Source organism: Cohnella ginsengisoli (genome assembly GCF_029525555.1).
Classification (GTDB): Bacteria; Bacillota; Bacilli; order Paenibacillales; family Paenibacillaceae; genus Cohnella; species Cohnella ginsengisoli.
Genome location: NZ_JAPDHZ010000006.1, coordinates 751,606 through 778,023, shown reverse-complemented (window position 1 = coordinate 778,023; position 26,418 = coordinate 751,606). Strand labels below are relative to the sequence as shown.

The window sequence follows — 26,418 nt, the reverse complement described above, 5'->3', positions numbered from 1 at the left end:
CCGCTTTAAACGGAGTCGGCCGCCTTTTTTCGGCGTCGTTTAGAATCAGTTGTTAAACTTGAACGACTTTAACGCCTCTTCAATGCGTTTCAGGTTAAAATCGGTCGCATTCGCATCGCTCACCACGGCTTGAATCAGATAGATGCCGCCGTTTTTCTCCAGCAGATACGATGTAACCTTGCCGCCTGCGGTAGAGACGACGTTCGGTACCAGCGTAAACTTGACTGCAGATTCGCCGGCGAACTTTTCGTCCGTACGGCTGTCAACCTTCCAAATGCCGGTAGAGGTATATGTCTTCTCCAACATCTCAGGGTACCCTTGCATAGTAGAACCTTTTTCCATAGCAATCGCCAACTGTATGCCTGCAGTACTGAACGTGACTGCGTCCCGCTCCATGTCCATGCCCGATTGGGTCCATTCTTCCGGAACGGTCACGCTGTAGCCGTACTTTTTGCTGGTTTTCGTTACGGTTTTGTTTTGATCGATATCATCTTCGGAGTCCGGTACTTGACCGAAGGTCTTCTCGACTTTGGCGAAATCTACCTTCATGCTCTTTTGCAATATGCCGAGAATGTCGCCTCGATTCGATTCGCCATCTCTATCGTAGGTGTACCCCGTATCGTACTTGTAAGCGCCCTTGACCGCGAAAATCTCGTAGTAGTCCGCCCATGTCGTGCCGTCCTGCGTGAAGGAGAACTTCACGAGCTTCGCGGGAATGCCGTTCCATACGATGTCCGAGACGACGGTCGGTTCCTTATACTTGTCGGCCACGCGATTGTTGAACGTTTCGGTCTGACGCTTCACCCACGCATCCAACGTATCTCCGGCTTTAAGCGACGTAATCTCAAAGGTAATCGAAGCGTCGCCATTATAGTAGCTGACCCCGTCCTCGTACCCTTCCTCCCACTCTGGGGGGAAGCTGGATCGTAAGGCCATAGTCCGCGTCCTCGTAAGTGACCACTCCGTCTTTGACCTTGCTCAGATCCTTCAGCGCCGCGTTCTTGACATCGTACTGAGGCGCGAAGCTATCGAGAAGCGGCTTGTTGGCCGCCAGCTCGGACGCAGCCTTGGCCGACTTGCCGAACATGAGGATATAGAAACGGTCGTTCGCTTGAATGCCTCTGTATTCGTAGTAAAAGCCATCTGAACTTTTGGTCACCATGCTCTGGAAGGTGCCCGACGGCAGCGTAATTTCCTTGACGTTCAGCACCGTCTCGTCGTCAACGTAACCCTCTAGATAGTCTCGTTGGTCCTTCGCGCTGAGCGGCTCCTTCGCTTCTTCGACGGAGATGGACAAATAGTAGTTTTTCTTCACGTCCTGGAAGGAAATGAAATCGCCGGTGCCCGACTGATAGCTCTGCGCCAGCCCCGTCGGATAGTTCATCGACCACTTGAAGTAGCTGTCGCCGATCTTGGACTTACCGGCATCGGTATCGATGCCGACTTGGCCGCCCGCCGCCGCCGCGCGCGGACCTTTAATGACGATCTCCTTGGTCGACGCCGTAAACGCGATCTTGGCGCCGAGCAGCTCGGCTGCGCGCAGCGGCACCATCATGACGCCCTTGACGGCGACCGGCGCCGCAGGCAGCGTCTTTTGCACGCCGTTGACGTAGGCGGTCTTGCTGCCCGCCGCGATGACGACTTTCAGGCTGGCGCTATGCGTCAACGTCATTTTTTTTGTTGTCGGTCAGTTGCAGCTGCGCGCCGATGCCTTTGGTCAGTACGCTCAGTGGGATAAAGGTGACGCCGTTCTTCTGGAAAGGCGGCTGTACGGTAGAGGCGACGCCGTCTACCGTCATCTGTCCGCTGCCCAGCTTGAGCTTGATGACGACCTCGGTCGTCGCGGCGGCCGAGCTTGAAGCGGCGAAGGCCGCCGTTCCGGAGGAGATGGCGAGCGCCAGGACGAGCAGGAAGGACAAGAACATTTTAGGATGGAAGATGACTCTCGAATTAGACATTAGTTAATCTAGGCTCCTTTTTTATTGAGACAAGCTCTTGGCTAAAACGACTTGGCGGGACACGAGGTCTCCGTCCGCCAGCACCGTGACGGCGATCTTGCCGCCCGGCAAATACGACTTCAGCAGCTCGCTCAGCTCCACGAGCGTAGCGATCTGCTTGCCCCCGACCGCGTAGATCTGGTCGCCTACCTTAAATCCTGCAGCCTGCGCTTCCGCGGAGACGACCGCAGTGACGGTCATCGGCTCCTCGGTCGGCAGGCCGACGACGGCGGACCAGCTTTCCTCAAGCTCCAAACCCAAGGAAGGACGCATGACTTTGCCGTATTTGGCGAACTGGTTCAGCACGTACTGCACCGTATCCGCCGGAATGGCGAAGCCCATGCTGTCGATATCGACGTCGACGAACTTCATGGAGTTGATGCCGACGACCTCGCCCTTCATGTTCACGAGCGGACCGCCGCTGTTGCCCGGATTGATGGCCGCGTCCGTCTGCAGGAGGTTGTAGTCGTCGGATATGGAGCGGTTCAGCCCGCTGATGACGCCTACCGTGGCCGTATTGCGCAGCGAGAACGAGACCGGGGTGCCGATCGCGATCGCAGGCTCGCCGACCGTAACCTTAAGCGGAGACGCGGCGAACTTCGCAGGCTTAAGACCGCTGGCCTTGATCTGAACGAGCGCCAAATCGCTGGTTACGTCTATCTGCTTGCGCGTGCCTTCATACTCCTTGCCGTCCGCGGTAACGACGACGATCCGCGTCATGTCCTGCACGACGTGAGCGTTGGTCACGATCAACCCGTCCGCTTTGATGATGACGCCCGTCCCGTGCGCCAACGCGAAGCGGCCGCCGTTCGCATCCGGCTTGCCGATGATGGCGACGACGCTCGGCGCCACTTGCTTGATGACCGACGGCACGTCCGCTGGCGTGTACTTGTACGTCTGGCTCGCCTTGTCGTACGTCCCGGTGCCGCCTAACGCGGCGGTCAGGGACGTTGCTTTGACATAGGCCTCGCCGTTGATGACCTTGACCGGCAGGCTGACCGCGCCCGACGTTGGCGCTGCAGCCGTCGCCGAACCGGCCATCAGCAGCCCGAACGAAAAAAAACGCGGCACCGATCGCCGCTTTACCGTTTAACTTTTTAAACAACCCGCTCCCCAACTGCCTCTCGTTAGTAAATAATGACCTTTTTACCATATCAGAATCCAGTCCAAGGCGATATCGGAGATTATGTCGATTCATGTCGAAAATATAAAAAAAGAGAACCGGGCTCGCACGCCGGCTCTCTTGTCTTAGTTATAAGGTTGATTCGCAGCCGAACGTTACCAGCCGCTGACCATCTTCACGTCCGCGATCAGGAAAACGATCAAGGAAACAGCCGCGAATCCGATGGCAAAAATGTTCTTGTTCGGGCGCTGTCTCACCAGGCGAACGAGCCCTGCTACGATCAGAACCGTGATGATAACCATGAAAATGTCGAATACCGCGAACGTACTTGCGGATTCAGCCGCATTTTCCGCGAGAAACATGGGTTGTCCTCCCTTATCTCATAACTTTCCCAGTATCCTCTATGTTAGCCATAAGGCACCCTTGTTGCAAGTCTGAATTTGCCGCCGTAACAACTTTGTCACAAAAGGCGCGAAAGCGCTAACGTTCAAGCTGCGCTTCATGCATGCGGCGGGCTCCAACCTGAACATCATTTATCGTCCTGGGCTATGGCAAGCGCTGCAAACCGTCTTGGAACTATAAAATGTCCAGCTACGCCAACATTTATAACCGGCGCCCTAAATTCGACTCGCGGTGTACCGGGTTGACACGCTCGCCTGCCGGTACTACGCTCAAATCAACCCTAAATCGAGGAGGCCATGCGTCCATGCGCGAACGTCCGAATTCAAACGAATACACGCCCTATCAAGGCCAGTACGTCTCGCTTGTCCCCGAAGGCGATCTGATCGAGATCCTCGAGTCGCAAAAGACGCGCACGCTCGGACTTCTATCCGGACTTACGGAGGAAGAGGCGAACAGCCGGTATAAGCCCGGCAAGTGGTCGCTCAAGCAGGTCTTCGGCCATATCAGCGACAACGAGCGCATTCAGAGCTACCGGCTGCTCCGCATCGCCCGCGGCGACCGGACGAACCTCCCCGGCTACGAGCAGGACGAGCTCGTGCCGAACGGGCCGTTCGAGGACTGGAGCCTGTCGCAGCTCGCCGAGGATTACCGGACGGTCCGGGAGGCGACGCTGACGCTGCTGCGCGGGCTCAGAGCCTCGGATTGGACGCGGATCGGCAACGCGAACGGCCATCCCGTCAGCGTGCGGGCGCTAGCCTGCATCAACGGCGGCCATGAGCTTCATCACCTGCGGATCGTCGAGGAAAAGTACCTCAAAGCGAAGTAATCCGCTCGTCAGTCCCACGCGAAAAGCGGGCGCCTCTCCGCCGGGAGGACGCCCGCTTTTTATCATTCGGCAGCCAGAGCTAGACATGACGGTCGACTTGATGCCCGATCGCCTCGCTGCTCCGTTGGACGGCATCCCGCACGCGAAGCTCCCGGCGGAGCATGCGGATCTCTTCCGTCAGCCGCTCGAGCTTGCGCGAAGTCCCGGAGGAATCGACCGCGCGGCGAACGGCCAGCACGAGGACAAGCCAGCCTGCCGCTCCGGCGAGCATGGCGACGACAATGACGAGCAGTGCGCTGATTTCGATGGCGAGGTCCCCCTTCGACGGATTGGTACTCCCGACATTATAGAGCGAACCGCCTCGATTATCTACCATTTGCAGCCTTTTCTGCTTGCGGCGCCCATTTGCCGTTTACCCAAGTGATAAGGAACGAGATGCCGCCCAGGCCGAGCAGAACGAGCGCCTTGAGCAAGGTCTCCTCCCCTTGCAGATCGACGATCATCGCTTTGAGCGCCACGACGACGAGGACCGCGGAGCCGAACCAGCGGAATAACGGCTCGCGACGGTACGCGCCCCAAAAGAACAGCAGCAAGGCGTACGCGCCCCAAGCAAGCGACAAGGCCAGCCGAAGCAGCGTCGTCTCTCCGGTTCCCCAGTCGTAGGCTTCGAACAGCCCCGTGATCTGTACGGTCAGCAAGCCGCCGATGACGAGATGAGCGCCGACGGCAAGCGCATTCGACACAAGCGCGCGGTCCGAGCCGTCCATGCCGACGGCCTGCCGCTTCGTCGCGTAGTAGAAGCCCATCGCGGCCAGCAGCATCCAGGACAGAGCGCCCCAGTTCAGAAAGGGAACGTAGACGCCGAACCAGTCGCCGCGAGGCGTATCCCAGGTCGTCGAAAACCAATAGACGCCGACGATGAACCAGATCGACATGGAGAGCGTCTCCGGCAGCCAATGCTTGCGCTTCTGCATGCGACCCGCCGCCGCGAGGACGATCGCGACGCCCGCCCAGAGATAGACGTTCAGCATCGGCTTTACGGCGAGCCCGCTCCCGAGCTGATGAAGCGCGACCAGCCCCAAGAGCGCTCCGGCCAGGCCGTGGGTCGTGCGTGCGGCCCGATTGCCTCGACACGAAGGCGGCGGCCGCGATGAACAGCAGGCCGATGAAGGCCAGCGTATAGCCGTCGTCCAACTCTCCTTGCAGGATGATCAGCGCCCATACGCCGAACAAGATGCCGTTCGCTAGACTCAGGTACATATTTAACCCGTCGAAGCAGCGGCCCAGACGCATGCTGGCGATCAAGCATCCGAGATGGTAGAACAGGAAGGCGGCCAGCGCGTATCGGATCGGCATATTCTTCCAGCCATCCAGCGACGGGTCAAACCAGAAGAAGTAGATCGCGTAAAGCGCCCAGGTGCCGGCAAAAGCGACGGGCCGCAGTTCGCTCCAGCCTTTCGCGATGCTCATCGCGAAAAAGGCTGCGTTCAACACGAGCAAGTAAAGGAACAGCGCGAAGACTTGGTCGGTCTCGGGGAGCATCAGCATCGGCGACAGCAGGCCGCCGGCCAGCGCGATATGCATGAGCAGGCGGGAGCCGAACCGCCAGGCGTAAGCCACGGCCAATGCGGTGACGGCGATCATGCCGAGCAGCACGGTCATGGGCGCCCACAGCGCGTAGGCGATGCCGGCGAAGGCAACGGTGGCGTAAAGGACGCAGGCGCCGAGACCGATCCCGATTTCGCCTGCCACAGCCCCTCTCGGCTTGGTCGCGATACGCGCGCCCGCCAAGGCAAAGCCGATGCCGGCCAGCAGCCCGACGCCGATCTTCATCGGATCGGTGATCCATCCGCGGTCGACCGTATAGCGGAAAAGCGTGATAAAAGCGGTCAATACGAGCGCAACGCCTAGCAGAGATGTCCAATGCTTGCGCAAATGGTCGGTCATGACGGCGAATCCTCCTTGGGTGATCGAATGGGACTTGAAAAGAAGCGATCGGCCAGTTTGACGAGACCGAGCAGGAGCAGGCAGAGCGCAAGGGCGACGGCCTCGAGCTCCAGCAGGTACCAGGGCCACGGACCGAGCAGATCGAGCAGCGACGCCGAAGGCGGCTTTCGGGCGAGGAACATGAAGTTGGTTCCGGCCAGCATGTCTGCGATCGCGGCGGGCACCGCAAGCGCCTGGAGCCAGCCGAAGGCGCGCAGAGCGGATCGCAGCGTCGGGCGATAACCTTCTACAATCGTCATGTACAGATTGGAAACGACGATGAGGATATGCCCAAGGAAGAAGTGCGCGAAGCCGAACGTCGGAAACGGAGCCGTCAGGTCGGGCGTCGCCAGCGCTTGGGCCGCGCCTAGGATGCCGAGGAAAAACGTTGCCTCGTACAGCCGCCGGCTGCCGGTCAGCATCATAATCGCGGTCAGCCAGATCATGAGGCTGCACAGCTCGAACGGCAGCGCATAGATGTCCCAATTCCTCGTAACCGCGCGATCGGCCAGCATCGCCAGCTCGACGGCGGCAGACGCCGCAGCCAGGGCGATACGGGCTCGCTTCGAGCCCCGCAGCCTTCGCCGCTGGGCGCACATAGCCGCGACGATCAGCGCCAGCAGTCCGAGCGCCGCCCAATGCGGCGCTCCGTACGGTTCGAACGTCATACGCGCTCCCCCCTCTCTCACCCTCATTTTAGAAAATCAGGGCAAAAAAAAATAGTACCAACTTTACGTGGTACCATCTTGTCGCTTCCGCGAACCGTTTATTCCCGGGAGTCCGGGGGGCGCCCCGATTCTTCCTTCGGCTTGAACAACCCCATGTCCCTAGCCTGCCTGGCCGCCTCTTTGGAGCCGGGGACGCCGAGCTTGCGGAGGATGTGATTGATATGGTTTTTGACCGTGCGGATCGAGATGAACTGCCTGTCCGCGATCTGCGACTGCGAATAGCCGCGGTCGACCATCTCGAGCAGCTGAAGCTCCGCGGGGGTGATCAAGTCCTGCATCTTCTTGACCTCGAACTCCCGCTCCAACGCCTTGAGGCGCTTGAACTCCTCCCGCATTCGCGACGCGGCCGCCGGACTGATCGGCGCCTCGCGCCGGGCGGCGCCCCGGATCGCCTCGGGCAGGCCCTCGAAGTCCGTCTTCAGCTGATAGTCGATGGCGCCCGCCTGGAAAGAGCGCAGGATAAGGTCTTTCTCCTCCATCGACGTCAGCATGATGACGCGCGCGCCGGCGGCGACGGCGACCTCCTCCGCCAGCGCGATGCCCTCGGGCAAGCCGTGCAGCATGATATCCATGAGTACGACATCAGGCGCCAGTGAATCCTCCGCCCCTTCCGTCCGCGCTAACGCGCCGCGAACCTGGTCGGGGTCGCCGCTCGCCAGCTTCACCTGTAGATCCGGCTCCTCGTTCAGGTAGGAGACGAGTCCCCTGCGCCAATCCTCGTCGTCTTCCACGATCCATATCTTAATGGCTTGCATCCAGCCCCGCCTCCTTTGGGTTCGGCGCCGGGGACGGCGTCGAATGATCCAGGCGCGCCCGCACGCTCCGAATCGGCAATGTCAAATAGACGCTCGTACCTTGACCGCTCTTGCTCCGGATCGCGAGCGACCCCCCCCGTGCTTGCGCATGACCTGGTAGGCGTATGGCAAACCCAAACCGAAGTTCGTCCCGCCGCCCTTTGTCGTATAGAAGGGCTCCAGCGCATGGGCGCGTTGGCTCCGCGTCATGCCGGGACCGGTGTCCGCGACCTCCACCACGAGCTCGCGCCTTCCTTCGGACAGCTTCACCGTCAGCGCCCCGCCGCGTCCCTTGATCGCCTCGGCGGCATTGGCGACGATGTTGTTCAGCGCCTCGCCCAGCTGCGCCGCATCCACCTCCGCCCGCCACTCTCGCGCCGGCAGCAGGAGCTGCGTCCGGATCCCGTCGAGCTGCGGCTCCAGCGCGGCGAGCGTATCGCGAAGCAGCTCGCCCAGGCGGACGCTCGTCCGCCGCAGCTCCAGATCGCCGGTGCGCCGGTGGACGCGGGCGATCATCTCCTGCATGTGCAGCGAGGCGGACAGCATCGTCTCGATATCGCGCAGCAGCTCGGGCTGGTTGGTCTTTTCCGCATATCGCTTCGTCTTCTCTCCGAACAAACGCAGCTTGCCCGCGTCGTTTTTCATGGCGTGGTTCAGGATGGCCGTGCCGGCGTTGACGGCTCTCCACGTCGTGTCCAACCTGCGGCGGTCGACCAACAGCCGGATGCCCATAAATCCGTAGCTGAACAGTCCGATCAGAAATACGGCGACCGCCAGCGACGCCACCCATGCGTTGTATACCCACATGCGCAGCATGCCGAGGCTGGGCAGCACGTAGCTCATGACCATGAGAAACAAGACAGGAGGAACGACGGCGAGGCAGACGATCCAGTAGGTCGGGGAGAGCGGTGAGCGCCGGGGCCTCAGCAGCAAAATATGCGCCGCGCCATAAAGGATGTACGGCGCAGCCCACCATACGACGACCTCGAAGGAGATCGGATAGCGCTCGGTATACCCCGGCGTCAGCAGCAGGCAGAGCGCGATCGGCGCCAGGAGCGCGATGGGCAGCGCGCGCCGAAGCGCGGGATGCATCCGCACGGGACGGAACGCCAGCGCGAACAACAAAAAGGCATAGGGGACGCCGTAGTAGGAGGTGACGGAGGCTGCGGCTTGCAGACGATAGAGCGGCTGCTCCCAACGGTCGCGAACCGCGCCGTCCGCCAGCGCCGGTATGATATTCAAGTCGAGGACGGCGGCAAGCGCGCCCGTCCCGGCGAAGAACGACACCGCGGCGAGCCGCCGGGATGCGGAAGAGCCCGAGCCCGCGGCCAGGAGAAACAGCGCCACCGCCCATAAAACCGGCCATACGAACAACATCCTTGCGTCCTCCTTCTCCTTAATGGCCGAGCCGTTCGGCGCCTTTCTCGAGCAGCCTTGCGGCCAGCTGCGTCCGGTTGCGCAGCCCGTACTTGGACAGCATGGCGTTCACATGCTTCTTGACGGCGGCTTCGCTCATGTAAAGGGAGGCGCCGATCTGCGCGTTCGTCTCGCCCATGACGAGGCGCCGGGCGACTTCGCGCTCGCGCGGCGTGAGCGGTTCGGACGGCATGAGCCGTTCAACTGTCGCAAGCCGCTTGAGCGGCGCGAGCGGTTCGGACGGCGAATCCGCGGCCGATCTGGCGGGCGGCGCCTCGTCGGCCGGCGATTCGCCCACGGCTTCGTCATCCCAGGCGCCCGTGCGGCGCAGGAACGCCCGCATGCCGTCGCCGCGCGTATCGAGCTCGTAGGTCGCAGCCATCTCGCCAAGCTCATAGTCCGCATGCGCGGCTTCCGGCACCTCGATAAAACCCAGGCTGCGCTTGCTCAGCCGATAATACGGATGCGGGGGCGGAGACTCGACCAGCAGCGCTCCTGCCGCGGCCAGCTCGAGCAGCGGCTGCAGCATGGCGCTCCTCAGATCTTCGCGCTCCCGGTTTTCGGCGTCCATCGCATAGACGTACCACCTCGCCTGATGCGTTCCCTGAACGCTTACGTTACCGTCTTCGCGGCCGATGACGATGCGCTCCGCCATGCCGACGAACAGGCCGTTCTCCACGACTCCCGGAATGAGGTTCAGCGTCTTTTCGAGCGCCTCTGCGTCCTCGATGACACCGAAGCTGCAGTCGGCGATGTAGTTGCCGTTGTCAGTCACGAACGGCTCGTCCCCTTCAGTCAGGCGAAGCACGGGATGACCGCCTAACGCCTCGAGGCGTCCCATCGTCAGCTTGAAGCCGAACTGCACGATCTCCACCGGCAGCGGAAACTGGCCAATTGTCTTCACTTCCTTAGAAGCGTCGGCGACAATGACGAGACGCTTGCTATGCGACGCGATGATCTTCTCTCGCAGAAGCGCCCCGCCACCGCCTTTTATCAGGTTAAGGTCGTCATCCGCTTCGTCCGCCCCGTCGATCGTCAAATCGATCCCGCCCGGCGGGATGCCTTCCAATGGAACCAACGGTATCCCCAGCGAGAGCGCCAGCTCTTCGGATCGAATCGACGTCGGCACCGCCGTAATCTTCAGACCTTCCTTAACGCGCCTTCCGATATCCATAATCGCCCAATACGCGGTGGATCCTGTTCCCAATCCCACCAGCATTCCGTTCTCGACCAGCTTGACTGCCTCTTCGCCCGCCTGGCGTTTTGGATCGATTGCCATATGTCTCACCTTTCCCGCTCTCCTGACTTTTACAATCGGATATACGCATTATAGCAATTAACCTTACCCTTTTCCCATGCTACGAATATGTAAAAAAGAGCAGCGGAGCGCCGGCAGCTTCGTAAGCTCCCTTGCTCCGCTGCTCTTCGGCAACGCGAGTCATTGTCCTTGATCGTAAAGGTCGCGTCGATCTAATCTTAAACCTCGACCGTGGCCAACGCAGCTTGGGTGCGTGCCCGATCCCGTTCCAGCACGGGACCAAGATACTTGCCCGTGTAGGACTTCGCATTGTTCGATAGCTGCTCCGGCGTGCCGACGCCGACGATCGTGCCGCCGCCGCTGCCGCCTTCCGGCCCGAGGTCGACCAGATAGTCCGCCGTCTTAATGACGTCCAAGTTGTGCTCGATGACTAGCACGCTTTCACCCGAATCGACCAGGCGCTGCAGCACCTGGAGCAGTCGGTCGATATCGTGGGCGTGAAGACCTGTCGTCGGCTCGTCGAGAATGTACAGCGTCTTGCCCGTGCTCCGGCGGTGAAGCTCGGCCGCGAGCTTGACGCGCTGCGCCTCGCCCCCGGACATCGTCGTCGACGGCTGACCGATCGTCATGTACCCGAGTCCGACGTCGAGCAGCGTCTGGAGCTTGCGATGAATGCGCGGGATGTTTTGGAAGAACTCCGTCGCATGCTCGATCGTCATCTCCAACACTTCCGCAATGTTCTTGCCCTTGTACTTGACCTCTAGCGTCTCGCGGTTATAGCGCTTGCCCTTGCATATTTCGCAGGGTACGTAAACGTCCGGCAGGAAGTGCATCTCGATCTTGATGATGCCGTCGCCTTTGCACGCCTCGCAGCGGCCGCCCTTGACGTTAAAGCTGAAGCGTCCCTTCTTGTAGCCCCGCACCTTGGCTTCGTTCGTGATCGCAAATACGTCGCGAATGTCGTCGAACACCCCGGTATACGTCGCCGGGTTGGAGCGCGGCGTGCGTCCGATCGGCGATTGGTCGATGTCGATGACCTTCTCCAGATGCTCCAGTCCGAGGAACTCCTTGTACTGGCCGGGACGCACCTTCGCTTTGTTCAGGTCGCGGGCCAGCGTTTTGTACAGGATCTCGTTGACCAGCGTCGACTTACCTGATCCCGATACGCCCGTCACGGCCGTAAACACGCCGAGGGGGGAACTTCGCGCTCAGGTTTTTAAGATTGTTCTCCGTCGCGCCCTTCACTTCGATCCAGCGGCCGTCGGGCTTGCGCCTTGCGAATGGCACAGGGATGAACTGGCGACCGCTTAGATAAGCGCCCGTTAGCGACTTGTCGTCGCGCATGACCTCTTCAGGCGTGCCTTGCGCGACGACCGTGCCGCCGTGAATGCCAGCGCCCGGCCCGATATCGATCAGGTAATCGGCCGCCATCATCGTGTCCTCGTCGTGCTCGACGACGATGAGCGTATTGCCAAGATCGCGCATGTGCTCCAGCGTCTTGATCAGCCGGTCGTTGTCCCGCTGGTGCAGGCCGATGCTCGGCTCGTCCAAGATGTACAGGACGCCCATCAAGCTCGAACCGATCTGCGTAGCCAACCGGATGCGCTGGGCCTCCCCGCCCGACAGCGTGCCCGCCGCGCGGGAGAGCGTCAGGTAATCCAGACCGACATTGACCAAGAACCCCAGACGGCTGCTAATCTCCTTCAAAATCAGGTTGGAGATTTGCGTGTCCTTGGCATTCAGCTCAAGCGCCTCGAAAAAGTTCATTGCGTCGCCGATCGACAGCGCCGTGACGTATGCCACGTTCTGGCTGCCGACCGTGACAGCCAGCGCTTCCTTTTTCAGACGCTTCCCTTTACAGCCCTCGCAGGGCTTGGCACCCATATACTCCTCGATAAACTCGCGGATGCCGTCCGATGCCGTCTCCCGATAGCGGCGCTCCAGGTTAGGCACGACGCCTTCGAACTGGACCATCGCATCCCGCGTATAGCCGAACTCGTTTTGATATTTGAACCGGATCTTCTCCGGACCCGTACCGTACAAGAGCAATTTCATCTGCTTGTCCGTGAGTTCGGATACCGGCACCTTCGTCGGGATCTTGTAATGACTGCACACCGCAGCGAGGAACTGCGGATAATAGGTCGACGTGCTCCCCGCCCAAGCGGAAAAAGCTCCCTGCTCGATGCTCTTGCTCTTGTCGTGGAGCAGCAGGTCGGGATCGACGACCATCTTCACGCCGAGCCCGTCGCAATCCGGACAAGCGCCGAAAGGCGAGTTAAAGGAGAAAAGCCGCGGCTCCAGCTCGCCCATCGAAAACCCGCACACGGGGCAAGCCAGATGAGAATTGAACATCAGCTCTTCCTTGTCGATGATGTCCACGATGATCTGTCCGCCTGACAGCTTAAGCCCTGTCTCGAGCGAGTCCGCCAGACGCGTCGCGACGTCTTCCTTCACGACGATCCGGTCGATGACGACCTCGATCGAGTGTTTCTTGTTCTTCTCCAGCTCGATCGGTTCGGACAGATCCATGATCTCGCCATTCACGCGTACGCGAACAAAGCCTTGCTTCTGAATATCGGCCAATAGCTTCGTATGTTCGCCCTTGCGGCCCGACACGATCGGTGCCAGAATCTGCAAGCGCGTACGCTCTGGGTACTCCATGATCCGGTCGACCATCTGCTCGACCGTCTGCGACGTAATCTCGATGCCGTGCTCCGGGCAATGCGGCTTCCCGATGCGCGCATACAGAAGACGCAGATAATCGTAAATCTCGGTCACGGTGCCGACGGTCGACCGCGGATTGCGGCTGGTCGTCTTCTGGTCGATCGAGATGGCCGGCGAGAGCCCTTCGATCGAGTCGACGTCCGGCTTGTCCATTTGCCCCAGGAACTGGCGCGCATACGCGGAAAGCGACTCCACGTACCGACGCTGCCCCTCGGCATATATCGTATCGAACGCGAGCGAGGACTTGCCCGAACCGCTAAGACCGGTCAGCACGACGAACTTGTCGCGCGGAATGGTCACATCGATATTTTTCAGATTGTGGGCGCGGGCGCCCTTAATGACGATCTGATCGCTTCCCAAAACGTACAGCCTCCTGTCGTTAACGGCCTGGGCTCGCTCTCCGCGCCGCCTCCGTTCACGTTCCATCACATAAGAATATGTGTTCTCATCTCATTATACTTGCCGATGAACTGGTTCGCAAATGGAAATCCCACCAAGGCACGGCGTTCTTGGAGAGCGCTGCTCATTTGGTCCTTACACCGATTCGGCCGCCCCCCGACCCAAACAGCTCTCTTTTCGGACCATTTCAACGTTATCCCCTTCGATCAGGCAATCGTTGTTCTAACTAAACAGCAACAGCTCATACGCTTCCCCAGGAGTCCACCCAGCACAGCAAACTAATCCATCGTTCCTCCCTCCCTTTTATAACGCTATCCCTCTCGATCAGGTCGCCGACAACACTTACCACTCTCAGATTCACAAATTAGCAATCCAAGAATCCAGGTCAGCGCTTAAAGAAGATACAACAAGGGCAATCTTTCAACTTGAACCGTTGTTAAGAAACCTGGAATCCGCTCATTTGCTGCTTAAAGTTAGCTAATTTCGTCCATCTAACAGATCGAACAGTTCTCCTTTTGTTTACTAGTCCGCGAAGCGTCACGGTCCGAGTCATGCCGCATAAAGATAAAAGCGTGCCGAAGCCATCCGAACGTGCGTTGATACGAAAACAATATTCATCAAGATAAGCCTGCAGATGCTTGGGGCCGATTCCGCCGAACGTTCTGGCCAGCCAACCGATAACCCCGCGCCAAATCAAACCGAGCTCCGTTACTCCCTCGCGATCGCTTTGTCTAACGATTTCGATGTTTTGGACTTCGGATTTTACATCCGTCACATGGCGCCACAGGAAAGTGCCATAGGACTCCACACCATATAAACGCCGTCTAAATTCAGCATGCGGCACTCGTTTAATCTTAACTTCTGCAACCTCGCCGGATTCCGGATCGATTGAAGCACCTACGATTGCCGGTTGATCTCGTTGATCGGGCGGATCAAAAACCCCGCTCATGACCGGACGCGCATAAAAATCGCCGTATAATCGCAGTTCTCCTCTTAATGGCCTCGATTCGTCCCACAATTGAATGGCATGCCTAAGCTTATGGTTGATAAGCCAAGCCGTCTTGTAGGTCACTTGAATAACCTCTGCCAACAGCGTAGCGGAGATCCCCTTTTGCATCAAATATAAAGCGCTGAACCACTTTACGAGCGGCGTGCGCGTCCCCTCCATGATCGTCCCTGCAGTCAGCGAGGTTTGATGGTGGCAGGCGCGGCACTCGTAGAGCCTCTTGCTTCGGGAAGCGATGCGGTAACATGCGGATTCGTCGCAACGGGGACAGCGAAAGCCGCTGGGCCACTTGGCCTGGAACAAAGCCAGTTCACAGGCTTCCTCCTGAAAGGTCGGCATCTGCTCGTAAGTTGAACGCAAAAAAGGTCATCCTCCAATTCACCAAAAGGGAACATTTGTTCTTATTTTATCATATGGATCCATTTGTTTAAAGCGTCATTTTGTAACCTGATCTTTGGGATATCTGATCTTTGGGATATATGTATTACAACTGCATCTCCAGCGCCATTCCTGAGTGAAGGGGATATCGTTGAAACGTATTCAAGTCATCACGCTCCCTGTCCGAAAGGGATATCGTTGAAACGCGAAAAGTCATTATAACGCCTCGTAGCTGCCTAGTTCAGCCTAGTGCCTACAAATCAAAAAATCCTTGCCAGGATTAGAGATCCCGGCAAGGATTGCGCAGCTAGCTTTATAGACTTGCCTTGAGTTCCATCAGCGCGTCGCGAAGCTCAGCAGCGCGTTCGAATTGGAGGTTCTTGGCGGCGTCCTTCATCTCGGCCTCCAGGCGGTTGATGACGGACTGACGGTCCTTCTTGGACAGTTTGTCGACGTCCTCGAGACCGGTCAGATAAGCGCTCTTCTGTTCGGCGACCTTCGTCGCCTCGATGACGTCGCGCACTTTTTTTGCGGATGGTCTGCGGGGTGATGCCATGCTTCTCGTTGTACGCCGTTTGGATCGCGCGGCGGCGTTCGGTCTCTCCGATCGCCTTGGCCATCGAATCCGTGATTTTGTCCCCGTACATGATGACCCTGCCTTCGCTATTGCGCGCGGCCCGGCCGATCGTCTGGATCAGCGAACGTTCGGCGCGCAGAAAGCCTTCTTTATCGGCGTCGAGGATGGCGACCAACGTGACTTCGGGCAAATCCAGCCCCTCCCGCAGGAGGTTGATGCCGACCAGCACGTCGAACGTGCCGATCCGCAGGTCGCGCAGAATCGACATCCGCTCCAGCGTCTTGATGTCGGAGTGCAAATAGCGAACCTTGATGCCGACTTCCTTCATGTAGTCGGTTAGATCCTCCGACATCTTCTTGGTGAGCGTCGTCACGAGCACGCGCTCGTCGCGTTCGATGCGAGTTCGAATCTCCCCCTAGCAGATCGTCGATCTGTCCCTTGGTCGGACGCACCTCGATGATCGGATCGACGAGCCCAGTCGGACGGATGATCTGCTGCACCATGGTCGGGCAGTTCTCGAGCTCGTAAGGGCCGGGCGTCGCCGATACGTAGACGAGCTGCTTGGCTTTGCCCTCAAACTCTTCGAAGCGCAGCGGACGGTTGTCTTTCGCCGAAGGGAGCCGGAAGCCGTGGTCGACGAGCACCGTCTTGCGTGCCTGGTCGCCGTTGTACATGGCCCGTACCTGCGGAAGCGTGACGTGGGACTCGTCAATGACGATAAGGTAGTCGTCCGGGAAGAAGTCCATCAACGTATACGGCGTGGCTCCTCGCTCGCGGAACGTGAGCGGGCCCGAGTAGTTCTCGATGCCGGAGCAGAACCCCATCTCCGCCATCATCTCGAGGTCGTAACGCGTGCGCTGCTCCAGACGCTGCGCTTCAAGCAGCTTGCCTTGCTCGCGCAGTTCGGCGAGGCGCTCTTCGAGTTCGCGCTCGATGTTGACCAGCGCGACCTTCATCTTCTCTTCTGCGGTCACGAAGTGAGACGCCGGGAAGATCGAGACATGCTCGCGCGAGCCGATGATCTCGCCCGTGAGGACGTCGATCTCGGTGATCCGCTCGATCTCGTCGCCGAACATCTCCACCCGGATGGCGCGGTCGCCGACCGATACCGGGAAGATCTCGACGACGTCGCCGCGTACGCGAAACGTCCCGCGCGTGAAGTTCATATCGTTGCGCTGATATTGGATGTCGACCAGCTTGTGCAGGATCGCGTTGCGCGATTTCTCCATCCCCACGCGCAAGCTCAGACGAAGGTCCCGGTACTCCTCCGGAGAACCGAGACCGTAAATGCACGATACGCTCGCGACGATAATGACGTCGCGACGCTCGAAGAGCGCCGAGGTCGCGGAGTGGCGGAGCTTGTCGATCTCGTCGTTGATGCTGGAGTCCTTCTCAATATAAGTGTCCGAGGACGGGATATACGCCTCCGGTTGATAGTAATCGTAATAGCTGACGAAGTACTCGACGGCATTTTCCGGAAAAAACTCCTTGAATTCGCTGCACAGCTGCGCCGCCAGCGTCTTATTGTGCGCGATGACCAGCGTGGGCTTGTTCACCTTGGCGATCGTCTGCGCGACCGTGAACGTCTTGCCCGTCCCCGTCGCGCCGAGCAGCGTCTGATGCCGCTTTCCCTCATTAATGCCGGCGACCAGCTGACGGATCGCTTCCGGCTGGTCTCCTTGCGGTTCGTATTCCGATTGCAGCTTGAATCCGGACGGTACTGCCATGTCTAAGCCCACCTCCGCGTCTTGTAGACCAAAGTCCTATATCGTACCCTGCTTCATCCGACCGATAAACAGGATATCCCTTCCAGCGAGTCCGAATATGTGTTCTCATTCATTATATCGGGTTCCCGGAAACCAGTCAAAGGAGTGAAGCTGCATGAAGCAGCGCATGGATCAGACGACGTCATGGGGCATATTGGCGGCCCTTGCCGCGTTGATAGGCGGATTTTTATGGGAAGGCGGGCATTGGGAGGGGCTCGTGGAGAAAACGGCGCTGCTGATCGTATTCGGAGGCACGTTCGCAGCCGTCGCCATCAGCTTTCCGGCATCCCGGCTCCGCCAGATTCCAGAATCGTTGAAGACGGCCTTCAGGCCAGGCGCACTGGAGACGGCTTCCCGCATCGACGAGCTCGTCGAACTGGCCACGATCGCTCGCCGCGAAGGCGTGCTATCCCTCGAAAACAAACTCGTGGAGCACCCTGACCCTTTTATCCAAAGCGGTCTGCAAATTGTCGTCGACGGCACCGATCCCGAGCTCAGCAGGCAAATCCTCGAGTTCGAGATCGATGCCATCGAGCAGCGGATGGAAAATCAGGCGAAAATATTCGAATCTGCCGGCGGGTATGCGCCGACGATGGGCATCATCGGCACCGTTATGGGCTTGATCCACGTGCTAAGCAATCTTGCGGATCCCGGCTCGCTCGGGCCTGCGATTGCGGTCGCGTTTACCGCCACGCTTTACGGGGTTGCCTCCGCGAACATTCTCTACCTGCCCATCGCGTCCAAGATACGCATCCGCGCGACGGAGACGGTGCAGTTCACGGAAATGATGCTGGAAGGCATCCTCGCGATTCAAGCCGGCGAGAATCCGGCGCTCATCCGCAAGAAGCTGACTGCCTTCATGCATACGGAGTCGCTGTCGTTCGACCGGAAAAAGGAGGAGAGCGAAGATGGCGCGCAAACGGAGCAGACGCAGCCGAAGCGCGCATGAGAACCATGACCGCTGGCTGATCACATATGCGGACCTGATTACTTTGCTGCTGATCTTTTTTTATCATTATGTACGCGATGAGCCAGATCGATATCAAGAAATACGATACGCTGGCGAAGTCGCTCCAGCTGGAGTTCAACCGGGCGGACAGCATCATCGAGATGGGCACCGGCATTCAAGGCAGCGACGACGTGTCCAAGCACCCGGATCCCGCGCCATCCGCATCAGCGTCCCCTAGTCCTTCCGCGGACGCGAACGCCTCGCTTGACGCGGAGATTGCCAGAAGACGGGAACAGGCGTTGCAGGACTTGCTAAAGGTCATCGAGACATACGTAAAGGAAAATAAGCTGCAGCAGGAAGTCTTTGTCGGAGACACGCCGCAGGGCATCTCGATTCGCCTTTCCGACAAATTCCTGTTCGATCTCGGCAAGGCCGATCTTAAACCGGATGCAAGGCCCGCCTTGGACAAGCTGTCGAGTTTATTTACGAAGTTGGACACGACGATCTCCATCCAGGGCCATACGGATAATCTTCCGATTCAGCCGGGATCTGCGTTTCAGGACAACTGGGGCTTGTCGTCGGGCCGCGCGCTGTCCGTCCTCCGGTACTTCGTCGATACGCGCAAGCTGCCGGAAAAAATATTTGAAATCGCCGGCTACGCGGATACGCGTCCCGTCGCCGCGAACGATACCGAGGCTAACCGTCAAAAAAACCGGCGCGTAGAGATTCTCGTGGTGCGGCAGCCGGAAGGATCCGTCCAGTTAGCGGCCAAACATTAAAAACGCGAAAGCCTCCTTCAGCGAATGCTGCGGAGGCTTCTGTTTTTTCGAAGCTATCGTTCGAATCCCATCTAGGCAAACGCTAGCGCGACTGCGACGATAATGGCGGCCGCGATGCCCACGTATAGCAGCATGCGGTTTCTTGCAGCGCGGCGCACGATTGGCGGGCTCACCTGTTGCAGGATCCAGCTTTTCACTTGCGCCAAGTCCTCTTTGCTGGATAGACTTCGTGCGGGAATGAGGCTCACGCCCTTCTGGCCCACGTACAGGACGATCATACGGCGACCGATCGTAAACCGCCGAACGTCCTTCCAGGCGACCTGCCCTTGCGCGGACGGCGTGCGATAACGGAAGCCGGACTCGTCAAACTCGTACTGCCGTTGCTCTGTCACAAAACGCCTTTTTTATCGCTTGCACCGCTCTAAGATAAGAGGACGCCGGGATGAACAGCCCGAAGGCCAGCAGCAGCCATTGGAGGAAATGAAAATGATCCGCCGCCCCCCATCCTTCCTTCATAACCGCGAGCGCCATGTAAATGAAATTCGCCCCGCATACGAGCATAAAGAAAACAAAGCCGGGACTGCTGTAAAAATGCCGCGTATTCAACGCGACGAGGTCTCTCTCCGTCGTATCGAATTGCGCCTGAACGATTTTAGACATAACTTCCTCCCGCATCAACCTGCTGCGCTTGCGCGCTTGTTGGTTTCATTATAACAACATTTTATCGAACGAACTGAAAATAAAGCTTATAATGAAAGCAAACGACATCGAACGGAGGCTGAATATGGGATTGTTCGACTTCATCAAGGGCCAGTTCATCGAGGTCATCGAATGGCTGGACGATACCAGTTCGATGGTATACCGCTTTCCCGTCTACGACAACGCCATTAAGATGGGCGCGAAGCTCGTCGTGCGCGAATCGCAAGCTGCCGTCTTCGTCAACGAAGGCCAGATCGCCGACGTTTTCGGTCCGGGCACTTACACGCTGAGCACGCAGAACATGCCGGTGCTTACAGCGCTGAAGTCTTGGAAATACGGCTTCAACTCGCCCTTCAAAGCCGATGTGTTCTTCGTGAGTACGCGCAATTTCACGCAGCTGAAGTGGGGCACGACAAATCCAGTCATCATGCGCGACGCGGAGTTCGGAATGGTACGCTTACGGGGTTTCGGAAACTACGCACTCAAGGTGAACGACCCCGCGCTGTTCTTGAAGGAGATCTTCGGGACGCAGCAGGACTTTTCGGCGGAAAACGTGGCAGGCTACCTCAAGTCTGTCATCGTCTCCGGCGTGAGCGATTTGCTGGGCGAGTCGAAGATTCCGGTCATCGACCTGGCCGCTTCGTACGACGAGCTGAGCCGTGCCGCAGCAGACAAGCTCCAATCGCACTTCATGGCGATGGGCCTCTGGCTGACCGCCCTCACGATCGAGAACATCTCGCTGCCCGAGGAGGTCGAGAAGACGATCGACCGCAGGTCGTCGATGAATATCGCGGGTAACCTCGATCAGTACATGAAGTATCAGACGGCCGAAGCGCTACGCGAGGCGGCGAACAACCCGGCCGACGGTTCGGCGGGCACGGGTATCGGCTTGGGTGCAGGTATGGCCATGGGCCAGGCGATGAGCCAAATGATGCGGCAAAACGAGCAGCAGAACGCGGCGAATGCCGGCGGAGGCTCAGGCGCAGGTGCAGGTCCAGGTCCAGGTTCAGGTGCAGGAACTACCGCTCCTGGCAGCGGGGCCGCCGCAAGCGAACGTGCCGCGCAAGTCGGCGGCGTCGCCTCGGACGGCGGCGGCACGGCGCCGGCGAAAAGTTCTGTTCGGAGTGCGGGCAACCGCTCGCGCCTAACGCGAAGTTTTGCTCCAACTGCGGAACGAAGGTGTAGAACGGAATGGCGAAAGACGCGAACGAAGCGATGGAAGCCATACAGTTTCCCTGCGCGAGCTGCGGCGGAGCGATGCTGTTCGACGCGGACAGCCAGCAGCTGAAGTGCCAATATTGCGGCAGGTTGCAAGCGATCGACTCGGACACCGCGCTTCCGCAGGAGCATGCGCTTGACGACGGCATGCAACAAGAAGCGGATACGGACTGGGGCTTAGCGCAGCAGACGATCAAATGCGAGACCTGCGGCGGGGAAAGTCTGATACCTGCCTTGCAGACGGCCACCTTGTGCCCGTTTTGCGGCTCGCCGAAGGTGCTGCCTCAGCCCGCTGCAGCGAATATAAGGCCCGAATCGCTCATCCCGTTTCAAGTCGACAAAGACGACGCGACGGCCGCCTTCCGGGCATGGAAAAAGAAACGCTGGTTTCTTCCCGGCGCCTTCAAACGGGAAAATACGAGCGCTCGCTTGTCCGGTATCTATATTCCGTATTGGACGTACGATGCGGACACCTCTTCCGCGTACACCGCCGAACGCGGCGATCATCACTATCGGACCGTGACCAGGACGCGCGTCGTGAACGGGAAAACGGAGACCTATACCGAGCAGGAGCGCTACACGGTCTGGCATCGGGTGAGCGGAGATTACGACCGATTCTTCAACGATGTGTTGGTCCCAGCCTCCGGCCAATACGACGCCAAGCTGCTGGAGCGCCTGGGCAACTTCGAGCTTGGCGGACTGCTCGGCTATAAGCCCGATTATTTGAGCGGCTACATCGCCGAGCGCTATTCCGTCAACCGTTCGCAGGGTTGGGAGGAAGCGCGGGAGCGAATCGACGACGCGCTGCGCGGCGATATTCGCGCCGAGATCGGCGGAGACGAGGTGCGCTCGTTGAACGTCGATACCGACTACTTCAACCGCACGTTCAAGCATCTCTTGCTGCCGGTCTGGAACGCCAGCTACAACTACAAATCCAAGCCCTACCGATTCATGGTCAACGGCCAGACCGGCCTCGTCTCCGGCACCGCGCCGCGCAGCGCTTGGAAAATTACGTTTTTCGCGCTGGCGTGCCTGGCAGTCGTCGGGGCGATCGTGCTGTGGTATGCAAGTACCCAGCAAACACCCCAATAAATAAATACCGCCCTGCCTGGGAGCAGGGCGGTATTTATTCTCCGATTAACTTCAAGCCCACCGCGGCTGCAATAACAAGCGCAAGGAAAAACAGCCTAGAAGCCTGTCGAGATTCGCCGTAAAAAATCATACCGAGCACGGTCGCGCCAACCGATCCGATGCCCGTCCACACCGCGTAAGCCGTACCCATCGAGATATCCTGCATCGCGGCCGTCAGCAGGCTGAAGCTGAACAAGAAGCTCACGCAGATGATAATAAGTCCCCATGCGTCCCTGCGGCTGCTCCAGCGATTTAAACCGACCGCCCCCGCTACTTCGAACAGGCCCGCGCAAACTAAATATATCCAAGCCATTAGTTCGTCCCCCCTGCCTCAACATCCGATTTTGACTTAGGACCGGAGGTCGCTTTTAAGCCGACGATGCCGACGATCATGAGCGCGACAAGCGCTAGCTTAGCCGCATTGAGTGCGCCTTCGAAAAAGACGGCTTCCCCGATCACCGTCCCTGCGGCGCCGATCCCCGTGAATGCAGCGTAGGCCGTACCGATCGGCAGTACGCGCGTCACTTCCATTAGGCTCCAAAATGAAAAAGCTAATGCGACTGCCGTAAGCAGCCATTCCCACCAATTCGAAGCGTGCTTCAAGCCCGACACCCAGCCCACTTCCGTCACGCCGGCTGCGATCAGCAACGTCCAGTATTTTGTCATCGTCGATCCCCTCTCCTTGTGCCAAGATGCAAAAAAAGCCCGAAAGCATCGGCATGCACGGTGCACGGCGCGAATGTCGCGCCTGACCTTGCATTCTGATACTCCCGGGCTTTTGTCCCTCCGTGACGCCTGCCGCATTCGGCAGCGCGCGCCCTCCCTTGGACCAGACAGCCGGCCGAAGCCGTCCCGGAACCCTAGAGGACGAATCCCATCCATATTAACGAACAACAGATGGACTGTCAAATTTGATTTTCAAAAAAATGCTGAACGTATGCTGGGCCAGCTCTTTACTTGCGCCGCCCGCTGCGCGGAGGCAGGCCTTCAGGCACGGTCTTTGGAGCCACGGTCTTTGGAGCCACGGTCAGATTAGCTTCGTAGGCCTTCTCTGCTGCCTCATCACGTTCACCTGTCGTCTCCGTAACCGGCGCACCGGCTGTCAAAGCAAGCACGCCCTTCCCCGATCCCCCCGGTTTTCTCGGGCTGCGGTCCGCTCTCCAATGCTGCGGCCTCTTCAGAACCGCCGAAATTTCTGCGAGCGCCCTCTCCGCGCAGTCTCGCGCCGGCTAACCGCAATCCTTGTCTCAACGAGGACGATCGCGGTGCCGCGACATATTCAGCATCCTCATCCGGCGCAAGAATCAGCCCAAGCTGATGGTGCTCTCCGGCGTACCTTGCCCGCTGAGCAAACTTCACGTTTCCGTCGCGATTGAGCACCTCTAGCTTCGTAAACGCCGGCTGAAGCTGCAACGCCGCGTGAAGCTCTTCCTTGCTTCGTACCCGAACGCCGTTGGCCTTGCTTACCGTTTCGCCCGCGATTAAGCCCATCTCGAACGCCGGCGTGCCGGGAAGGACGGCGAGGATGACGACGCCTCTGCCGTCTTGCACGTAGACGGGGTGATGCCCCCCGCTCGCGCAATCTTCCCCAAAAAAAGCAGACCTTCGTGCAAAATGAAAGCCGCCAATCCGGCCACGATCGTAAGCGGTCCCCAAAACGCTGCGCCGGCTGCAAGCGCCGCAATCGCCAGCCCGTAAACCAAGAGGCCGCCAGCCATTTCCTTCGCCTTGGTTTCGGGCCAACGCGTCGCCGTCCGGTCCGTAAATCCGATCAGCACCGGGAAAGCCGCTAACGTCCAACCGGCTACGGTCATCGCAGGACCGCCGTCCATGCCGAACAACGGCGTCCACGTCAGCGCCAGCCCATTGTTACTAGTCGCTGGCACAAGCCATAGAAGCGGCACGGGCCAGAGACCGGACAGCGAATAGGCGCCGATCGGTTTGCCGCGTTTGCCTTCGAGGAACAACGGGGTAGCATAACGCGAGCCCTGCAGCCGCACGAGAAGCGCTTCCGCAATATGCAGCAAGCCGGCCAAGAACAGCAGTGACGGACCATCTATATCGTTCACCGCTTGCCAGACCCGGTTAATCGCAGCGTCTCCATCGGGTATGCCCGTCCATGACAGGACTGTCTGAACAACGGTAAGCGCGCCGGCCGCGTAAGCGAGACAAACGTATCGCAGCTTGAATAAGGCGAGCACGAACGTCGCAGCCCAGACGCACACGAGCGTAGAGGCCGTCAACTGTGCGCCAGCGGCAAACCCGAGCGCGGACAATGCAAAGCCCGCGACGAAACCCGCGACGATACGAGCCGCTGTCATCGGCAGCGTTCCTCGCAGCCTGACATGGAACAATCTGCGTTGCAGTACGTTGCTCTGGCGCGAATGCCACCAGACCATCGCGAGCGCTATATAAAGAAAAGGCGATAGGAACAGGACGCCGATACTCTCGCCCGCCAACCGCAACCAATCGATCGTCAGATCCAAGACGAATCCCGCCTTTCGTTTTCGTAATCCGGTATGTATGCCGACCATACGTATTCGACAGACGGAAGTTTAAATCCTGCCGGTCTTCCTTTTCGAGATTTACAAATAATGGAACAACCTTGTCATCATGCGCTGTTTTTTCCGTTTTAACGATATCCCCTTCGCGCAGGTAAAGCGTTGACCGGAGGCGCCAATGCGCGTCTACTGCCTCTTTATATGATCGCTTAAGCATCCTGGACGAAGGGGATAGAACGTGGAGGTCACCGGTACCGCATGATAAACTTTTAATCTGACTGAAGGGGATACCGTTTAAAGACTGAACTTCGGTTCGTTGCGGGAATCCAAGCCTCCTGTTCGAAGGGGATACCGTTCAAATGTCTTGATCAACACACTTTTACGTATCCCATCATTCCTGATGAAGAGGGATGCCGTTCTAACATCACGCCCCCCTTGTCTCTTGCTAATCATCCCCCCGCCTGTTCGAAAGGGATACCGTACAAACGCCCGAAAATGCAACAGCCGCCCCGGGCTGCCCACTGGAAGGGTAGGCGGCACCTTGAGACGGCTGAGCCGAGGCTGTTATTTATTTGAGATACGGCGCGGGATTGACCGGCGTGCCGTCTTTGCGAACCTCGAAGTGCAGATGGTAGCCGGTAGCGGTACCGGTCATGCCGACGAGACCGATCTTTTCGCCGCGCTTGACGGTCTCGCCCTTTTCCACGAGGATCCCGCCCGGCTTCAAGTGGCCGTATAGCGTCCAGAGGCCGCCGCCATGGTTGATGATGATACAGTTGCCGTAGCCGCTCCACGACTGGGCGACGATGACGGTGCCCGATTCCGCCGCGTAGACCGCCGTTCCTTCCGGTACGGCCATGTCCATGCCCGTGTGAAGCTTGTTTCTCTGTCCGGTCACGGGATGCGTCCGGTAGCCGAACGGCGAGGACAGACGGTATTCCCGCTTCAGCGGAAGTCCCAACTTACCGCCGGTATAGTAAGTTTTCAGCTGCTTTTTCTGCTCCAACAGCTTCGAGTACTTTTTGCCGAACTCCATCAACGCGGCTTCGGCTTCTTCGCTGATGTCCTCGGTTTCTTCGATCTTTTGATTGATGCTCGCTACGAGCACTTCTTTTTCTTTTTCCTGGTCCTGAAGCTCGGCCTTTTTGTCGGCCATGTCGCTGTACAGCTTTTTGACCGAAGTCAGGTCTAATTCGACCTGCGCCTTCTTGTCGGCGACAAGCGCTTTGTAGCTCTCGGTCTGCGACAGCACTTCTTTATCCTGCTCCATGATGGATTGCAGCGACTGAAACCGGCCGACGAAGTCAGAGAAGCTCTTGGAGCTCAGCAGCACGTCGAGATAAGAGACGGAGCCGTTCATGTATATAAGCCGGATGCGGTCCCTAAGCTGCTCGTCCCGGCTCTGCCTGGAGGCTTCGGCGGACTCGAGCTCGGACGTCGTCTTGAGCAGCTTGGCTTCAGCGGCGTCGATCTTGGCCTGCGTCGCGTCGAGCTGATCCGACGTCTGCTGAATCTGCTTGAGCAGCGTAAACATGTCCGTCTTGACAAGCGCCTTTTTTATTCGTCAGGTCCTCGCTCCGACGCTCGGCTTCCTTTTTATTTTCTGCGGCGGCGTTCATTTGGGCTTGGATCTCCTTGAGCTGCCGCTCGATCTTCTGCATCTGCGTCTCGGCGTGGCTCTCGTACGGCCGAACGAGGAATACGACGCCCAGCAGCATGACCAATACCGCGATCAATCTTCTATTCACCCATGTTCTCCTC

25 protein-coding genes, 3 pseudogenes and 1 riboswitch are annotated in these 26,418 nt (G+C 58.8%); of the genes and pseudogenes, 6 read left to right on the top strand and 22 right to left on the bottom strand.

Annotation, left to right across the window (positions count from 1 at the left end; all coding sequences use genetic code 11):
• Positions 1 to 45: 45 nt before the first annotated feature.
• From OMP38_RS30225 to OMP38_RS30205, 5 genes are all read right to left on the bottom strand, one after another.
• Positions 46 to 936 carry a hypothetical protein gene (locus tag OMP38_RS30225; RefSeq protein ID WP_277568371.1) on the bottom strand — a complete coding sequence of 297 codons (891 nt, stop codon included), beginning with the start codon at positions 934 to 936 and terminating at the stop codon, positions 46 to 48.
• A complete protein-coding gene (locus OMP38_RS30220) occupies positions 869 to 1,672 on the bottom strand; it encodes a copper amine oxidase N-terminal domain-containing protein (protein WP_277568370.1) in 804 nt (267 codons plus the stop codon). The genes OMP38_RS30225 and OMP38_RS30220 overlap by 68 nt, the downstream gene beginning before the upstream one ends.
• Positions 1,656 to 1,958, bottom strand: coding sequence for a stalk domain-containing protein (locus OMP38_RS30215; protein ID WP_277568369.1), 303 nt, complete (start codon positions 1,956 to 1,958; stop codon positions 1,656 to 1,658). The genes OMP38_RS30220 and OMP38_RS30215 overlap by 17 nt, the downstream gene beginning before the upstream one ends.
• Positions 1,959 to 1,979: 21 nt before the next feature.
• Complete coding sequence (locus tag OMP38_RS30210) at positions 1,980 to 3,068, bottom strand: S1C family serine protease (protein WP_277568368.1); 1,089 nt, start codon at positions 3,066 to 3,068, stop codon at positions 1,980 to 1,982.
• Positions 3,069 to 3,275: 207 nt separating this feature from the next.
• Positions 3,276 to 3,482: a DUF2759 family protein gene (locus OMP38_RS30205; protein WP_277568367.1), complete on the bottom strand. Its 207-nt coding sequence runs from the start codon at positions 3,480 to 3,482 to the stop codon at positions 3,276 to 3,278.
• A 344-nt stretch (positions 3,483 to 3,826) separates the two neighbouring features.
• Between OMP38_RS30205 and OMP38_RS30200 the strand changes: the two genes are divergently transcribed.
• Positions 3,827 to 4,348 (top strand): DinB family protein, encoded by a 522-nt coding sequence (locus OMP38_RS30200; protein WP_277568366.1) that lies wholly within the window; start codon positions 3,827 to 3,829, stop codon positions 4,346 to 4,348.
• 79 nt (positions 4,349 to 4,427) lie between these two features.
• Here OMP38_RS30200 and OMP38_RS30195 read toward each other — a convergent pair whose 3' ends face one another.
• The 10 genes and pseudogenes from OMP38_RS30195 to uvrB all read right to left on the bottom strand — a co-directional run bounded on the left by OMP38_RS30195 (position 4,428) and on the right by uvrB (position 17,341).
• A complete protein-coding gene (locus tag OMP38_RS30195) occupies positions 4,428 to 4,724 on the bottom strand; it encodes a hypothetical protein (protein ID WP_277568365.1) in 297 nt (98 codons plus the stop codon).
• Entirely contained in the window at positions 4,714 to 5,529 is an 816-nt protein-coding gene (locus OMP38_RS30190; RefSeq protein ID WP_277568419.1) for a DUF2339 domain-containing protein, read from the bottom strand. The genes OMP38_RS30195 and OMP38_RS30190 overlap by 11 nt, the downstream gene beginning before the upstream one ends.
• Positions 5,530 to 6,295 (bottom strand): annotated as a pseudogene (locus tag OMP38_RS36430) (DUF2339 domain-containing protein); the annotation flags it as partial. It lies immediately after the preceding gene.
• Positions 6,292 to 7,002 carry a YwaF family protein gene (locus tag OMP38_RS30180; protein WP_277568363.1) on the bottom strand — a complete coding sequence of 237 codons (711 nt, stop codon included), beginning with the start codon at positions 7,000 to 7,002 and terminating at the stop codon, positions 6,292 to 6,294. The gene OMP38_RS30180 and the pseudogene OMP38_RS36430, both read right to left, overlap by 4 nt.
• 98 nt (positions 7,003 to 7,100) lie before the next feature.
• Positions 7,101 to 7,817, bottom strand: coding sequence for a response regulator transcription factor (locus OMP38_RS30175; protein ID WP_277568362.1), 717 nt, complete (start codon positions 7,815 to 7,817; stop codon positions 7,101 to 7,103).
• Positions 7,818 to 7,898: 81 nt separating this feature from the next.
• Positions 7,899 to 9,233, bottom strand: a complete 1,335-nt coding sequence (locus OMP38_RS30170; protein ID WP_277568361.1) for a sensor histidine kinase — start codon at positions 9,231 to 9,233, stop codon at positions 7,899 to 7,901.
• A gap of 19 nt (positions 9,234 to 9,252) precedes the next feature.
• Positions 9,253 to 10,551, bottom strand: coding sequence for a ribose-5-phosphate isomerase RpiA (rpiA, locus tag OMP38_RS35265; RefSeq protein ID WP_338130704.1), 1,299 nt, complete (start codon positions 10,549 to 10,551; stop codon positions 9,253 to 9,255).
• 197 nt (positions 10,552 to 10,748) lie between these two features.
• Positions 10,749 to 13,614 (bottom strand): annotated as a pseudogene (gene uvrA, locus OMP38_RS30155) (excinuclease ABC subunit UvrA).
• Positions 13,615 to 14,089: 475 nt separating this feature from the next.
• Positions 14,090 to 15,019: an IS1595 family transposase gene (locus OMP38_RS30150; protein WP_277568360.1), complete on the bottom strand. Its 930-nt coding sequence runs from the start codon at positions 15,017 to 15,019 to the stop codon at positions 14,090 to 14,092.
• 331 nt (positions 15,020 to 15,350) lie between these two features.
• A pseudogene (gene uvrB, locus OMP38_RS30145) lies at positions 15,351 to 17,341 on the bottom strand (excinuclease ABC subunit UvrB).
• Between the two features lie 166 nt (positions 17,342 to 17,507).
• Here uvrB and OMP38_RS30140 point away from each other — a divergent pair.
• Positions 17,508 to 18,329 carry a flagellar motor protein gene (locus OMP38_RS30140; protein ID WP_277568417.1) on the top strand — a complete coding sequence of 274 codons (822 nt, stop codon included), beginning with the start codon at positions 17,508 to 17,510 and terminating at the stop codon, positions 18,327 to 18,329.
• Positions 18,330 to 18,406: 77 nt separating this feature from the next.
• Positions 18,407 to 19,108: an OmpA/MotB family protein gene (locus tag OMP38_RS30135; RefSeq protein WP_338130696.1), complete on the top strand. Its 702-nt coding sequence runs from the start codon at positions 18,407 to 18,409 to the stop codon at positions 19,106 to 19,108.
• A 71-nt stretch (positions 19,109 to 19,179) separates the two neighbouring features.
• On the opposite strand, the gene OMP38_RS30130 is transcribed toward OMP38_RS30135, so the two are convergent.
• The gene (locus tag OMP38_RS30130) at positions 19,180 to 19,500 is read right to left on the bottom strand and encodes a YcxB family protein (RefSeq protein ID WP_277568359.1); all 321 of its coding nucleotides are present in this window, start codon (positions 19,498 to 19,500) and stop codon (positions 19,180 to 19,182) included.
• Between the two features lie 88 nt (positions 19,501 to 19,588).
• On the opposite strand from OMP38_RS30130, the gene OMP38_RS30125 reads away from it, so the two are divergent.
• From OMP38_RS30125 to OMP38_RS30115, 3 genes are all read left to right on the top strand, one after another.
• A complete protein-coding gene (locus tag OMP38_RS30125) occupies positions 19,589 to 19,822 on the top strand; it encodes a hypothetical protein (RefSeq protein WP_277568358.1) in 234 nt (77 codons plus the stop codon).
• 70 nt (positions 19,823 to 19,892) lie between these two features.
• Positions 19,893 to 21,095, top strand: a complete 1,203-nt coding sequence (locus OMP38_RS36720; RefSeq protein ID WP_277568357.1) for an SPFH domain-containing protein — start codon at positions 19,893 to 19,895, stop codon at positions 21,093 to 21,095.
• On the top strand, positions 20,999 to 22,117 hold the full coding sequence (locus OMP38_RS30115) for a TFIIB-type zinc ribbon-containing protein (RefSeq protein ID WP_277568356.1): 1,119 nt from the start codon (positions 20,999 to 21,001) through the stop codon (positions 22,115 to 22,117). Before OMP38_RS36720 ends, OMP38_RS30115 begins: the two co-directional genes overlap by 97 nt.
• A gap of 34 nt (positions 22,118 to 22,151) precedes the next feature.
• On the opposite strand, the gene OMP38_RS30110 is transcribed toward OMP38_RS30115, so the two are convergent.
• From OMP38_RS30110 to OMP38_RS30085, 6 genes are all read right to left on the bottom strand, one after another.
• A complete protein-coding gene (locus OMP38_RS30110) occupies positions 22,152 to 22,469 on the bottom strand; it encodes a DMT family transporter (RefSeq protein ID WP_277568355.1) in 318 nt (105 codons plus the stop codon).
• Positions 22,469 to 22,822: a DMT family transporter gene (locus OMP38_RS30105; RefSeq protein ID WP_277568354.1), complete on the bottom strand. Its 354-nt coding sequence runs from the start codon at positions 22,820 to 22,822 to the stop codon at positions 22,469 to 22,471. The genes OMP38_RS30110 and OMP38_RS30105 overlap by 1 nt, the downstream gene beginning before the upstream one ends.
• A 99-nt stretch (positions 22,823 to 22,921) precedes the next feature.
• Positions 22,922 to 23,031: riboswitch (guanidine-I (ykkC/yxkD leader) on the bottom strand.
• 193 nt (positions 23,032 to 23,224) lie between these two features.
• Entirely contained in the window at positions 23,225 to 23,707 is a 483-nt protein-coding gene (locus tag OMP38_RS30100) for a PDZ domain-containing protein (protein ID WP_277568353.1), read from the bottom strand.
• Complete coding sequence (locus tag OMP38_RS30095; protein ID WP_277568352.1) at positions 23,638 to 24,642, bottom strand: hypothetical protein; 1,005 nt, start codon at positions 24,640 to 24,642, stop codon at positions 23,638 to 23,640. Before OMP38_RS30095 ends, OMP38_RS30100 begins: the two co-directional genes overlap by 70 nt.
• A gap of 583 nt (positions 24,643 to 25,225) precedes the next feature.
• Positions 25,226 to 26,191 (bottom strand): murein hydrolase activator EnvC family protein, encoded by a 966-nt coding sequence (locus OMP38_RS30090; RefSeq protein WP_277568351.1) that lies wholly within the window; start codon positions 26,189 to 26,191, stop codon positions 25,226 to 25,228.
• The gene (locus tag OMP38_RS30085; protein WP_277568350.1) at positions 26,115 to 26,405 is read right to left on the bottom strand and encodes a hypothetical protein; all 291 of its coding nucleotides are present in this window, start codon (positions 26,403 to 26,405) and stop codon (positions 26,115 to 26,117) included. Before OMP38_RS30085 ends, OMP38_RS30090 begins: the two co-directional genes overlap by 77 nt.
• Positions 26,406 to 26,418: the final 13 nt, after the last annotated feature.

What these genes read in the sequence shown, in the direction of transcription:
- OMP38_RS30140 (WP_277568417.1), top strand. Translation starts at nt 17,508, where the DNA reads ATGGATCAGACGACGTCATGGGGCATATTGGCGGCCCTTGCCGCGTTG.
- OMP38_RS30090 (WP_277568351.1), bottom strand. Translation starts at nt 26,191, where the DNA reads ATGTTTACGCTGCTCAAGCAGATTCAGCAGACGTCGGATCAGCTCGAC.
- OMP38_RS30105 (WP_277568354.1), bottom strand. Translation starts at nt 22,822, where the DNA reads ATGACAAAATACTGGACGTTGCTGATCGCAGCCGGCGTGACGGAAGTG.
- OMP38_RS30200 (WP_277568366.1), top strand. Translation starts at nt 3,827, where the DNA reads ATGCGCGAACGTCCGAATTCAAACGAATACACGCCCTATCAAGGCCAG.
- OMP38_RS30125 (WP_277568358.1), top strand. Translation starts at nt 19,589, where the DNA reads ATGAAAATGATCCGCCGCCCCCCATCCTTCCTTCATAACCGCGAGCGC.
- OMP38_RS30225 (WP_277568371.1), bottom strand. Translation starts at nt 936, where the DNA reads ATGGCCTTACGATCCAGCTTCCCCCCAGAGTGGGAGGAAGGGTACGAG.
- OMP38_RS30205 (WP_277568367.1), bottom strand. Translation starts at nt 3,482, where the DNA reads ATGTTTCTCGCGGAAAATGCGGCTGAATCCGCAAGTACGTTCGCGGTA.
- OMP38_RS30115 (WP_277568356.1), top strand. Translation starts at nt 20,999, where the DNA reads ATGGCGAAAGACGCGAACGAAGCGATGGAAGCCATACAGTTTCCCTGC.
- OMP38_RS30195 (WP_277568365.1), bottom strand. Translation starts at nt 4,724, where the DNA reads ATGGTAGATAATCGAGGCGGTTCGCTCTATAATGTCGGGAGTACCAAT.
- OMP38_RS30175 (WP_277568362.1), bottom strand. Translation starts at nt 7,817, where the DNA reads ATGCAAGCCATTAAGATATGGATCGTGGAAGACGACGAGGATTGGCGC.
- OMP38_RS30180 (WP_277568363.1), bottom strand. Translation starts at nt 7,002, where the DNA reads ATGACGTTCGAACCGTACGGAGCGCCGCATTGGGCGGCGCTCGGACTG.
- OMP38_RS36720 (WP_277568357.1), top strand. Translation starts at nt 19,893, where the DNA reads ATGGGATTGTTCGACTTCATCAAGGGCCAGTTCATCGAGGTCATCGAA.
- OMP38_RS30220 (WP_277568370.1), bottom strand. Translation starts at nt 1,672, where the DNA reads ATGACGTTGACGCATAGCGCCAGCCTGAAAGTCGTCATCGCGGCGGGC.
- OMP38_RS30135 (WP_338130696.1), top strand. Translation starts at nt 18,407, where the DNA reads ATGAGCCAGATCGATATCAAGAAATACGATACGCTGGCGAAGTCGCTC.
- OMP38_RS30215 (WP_277568369.1), bottom strand. Translation starts at nt 1,958, where the DNA reads ATGTCTAATTCGAGAGTCATCTTCCATCCTAAAATGTTCTTGTCCTTC.
- OMP38_RS30170 (WP_277568361.1), bottom strand. Translation starts at nt 9,233, where the DNA reads ATGTTGTTCGTATGGCCGGTTTTATGGGCGGTGGCGCTGTTTCTCCTG.
- OMP38_RS30110 (WP_277568355.1), bottom strand. Translation starts at nt 22,469, where the DNA reads ATGGCTTGGATATATTTAGTTTGCGCGGGCCTGTTCGAAGTAGCGGGG.
- rpiA (WP_338130704.1), bottom strand. Translation starts at nt 10,551, where the DNA reads ATGGCAATCGATCCAAAACGCCAGGCGGGCGAAGAGGCAGTCAAGCTG.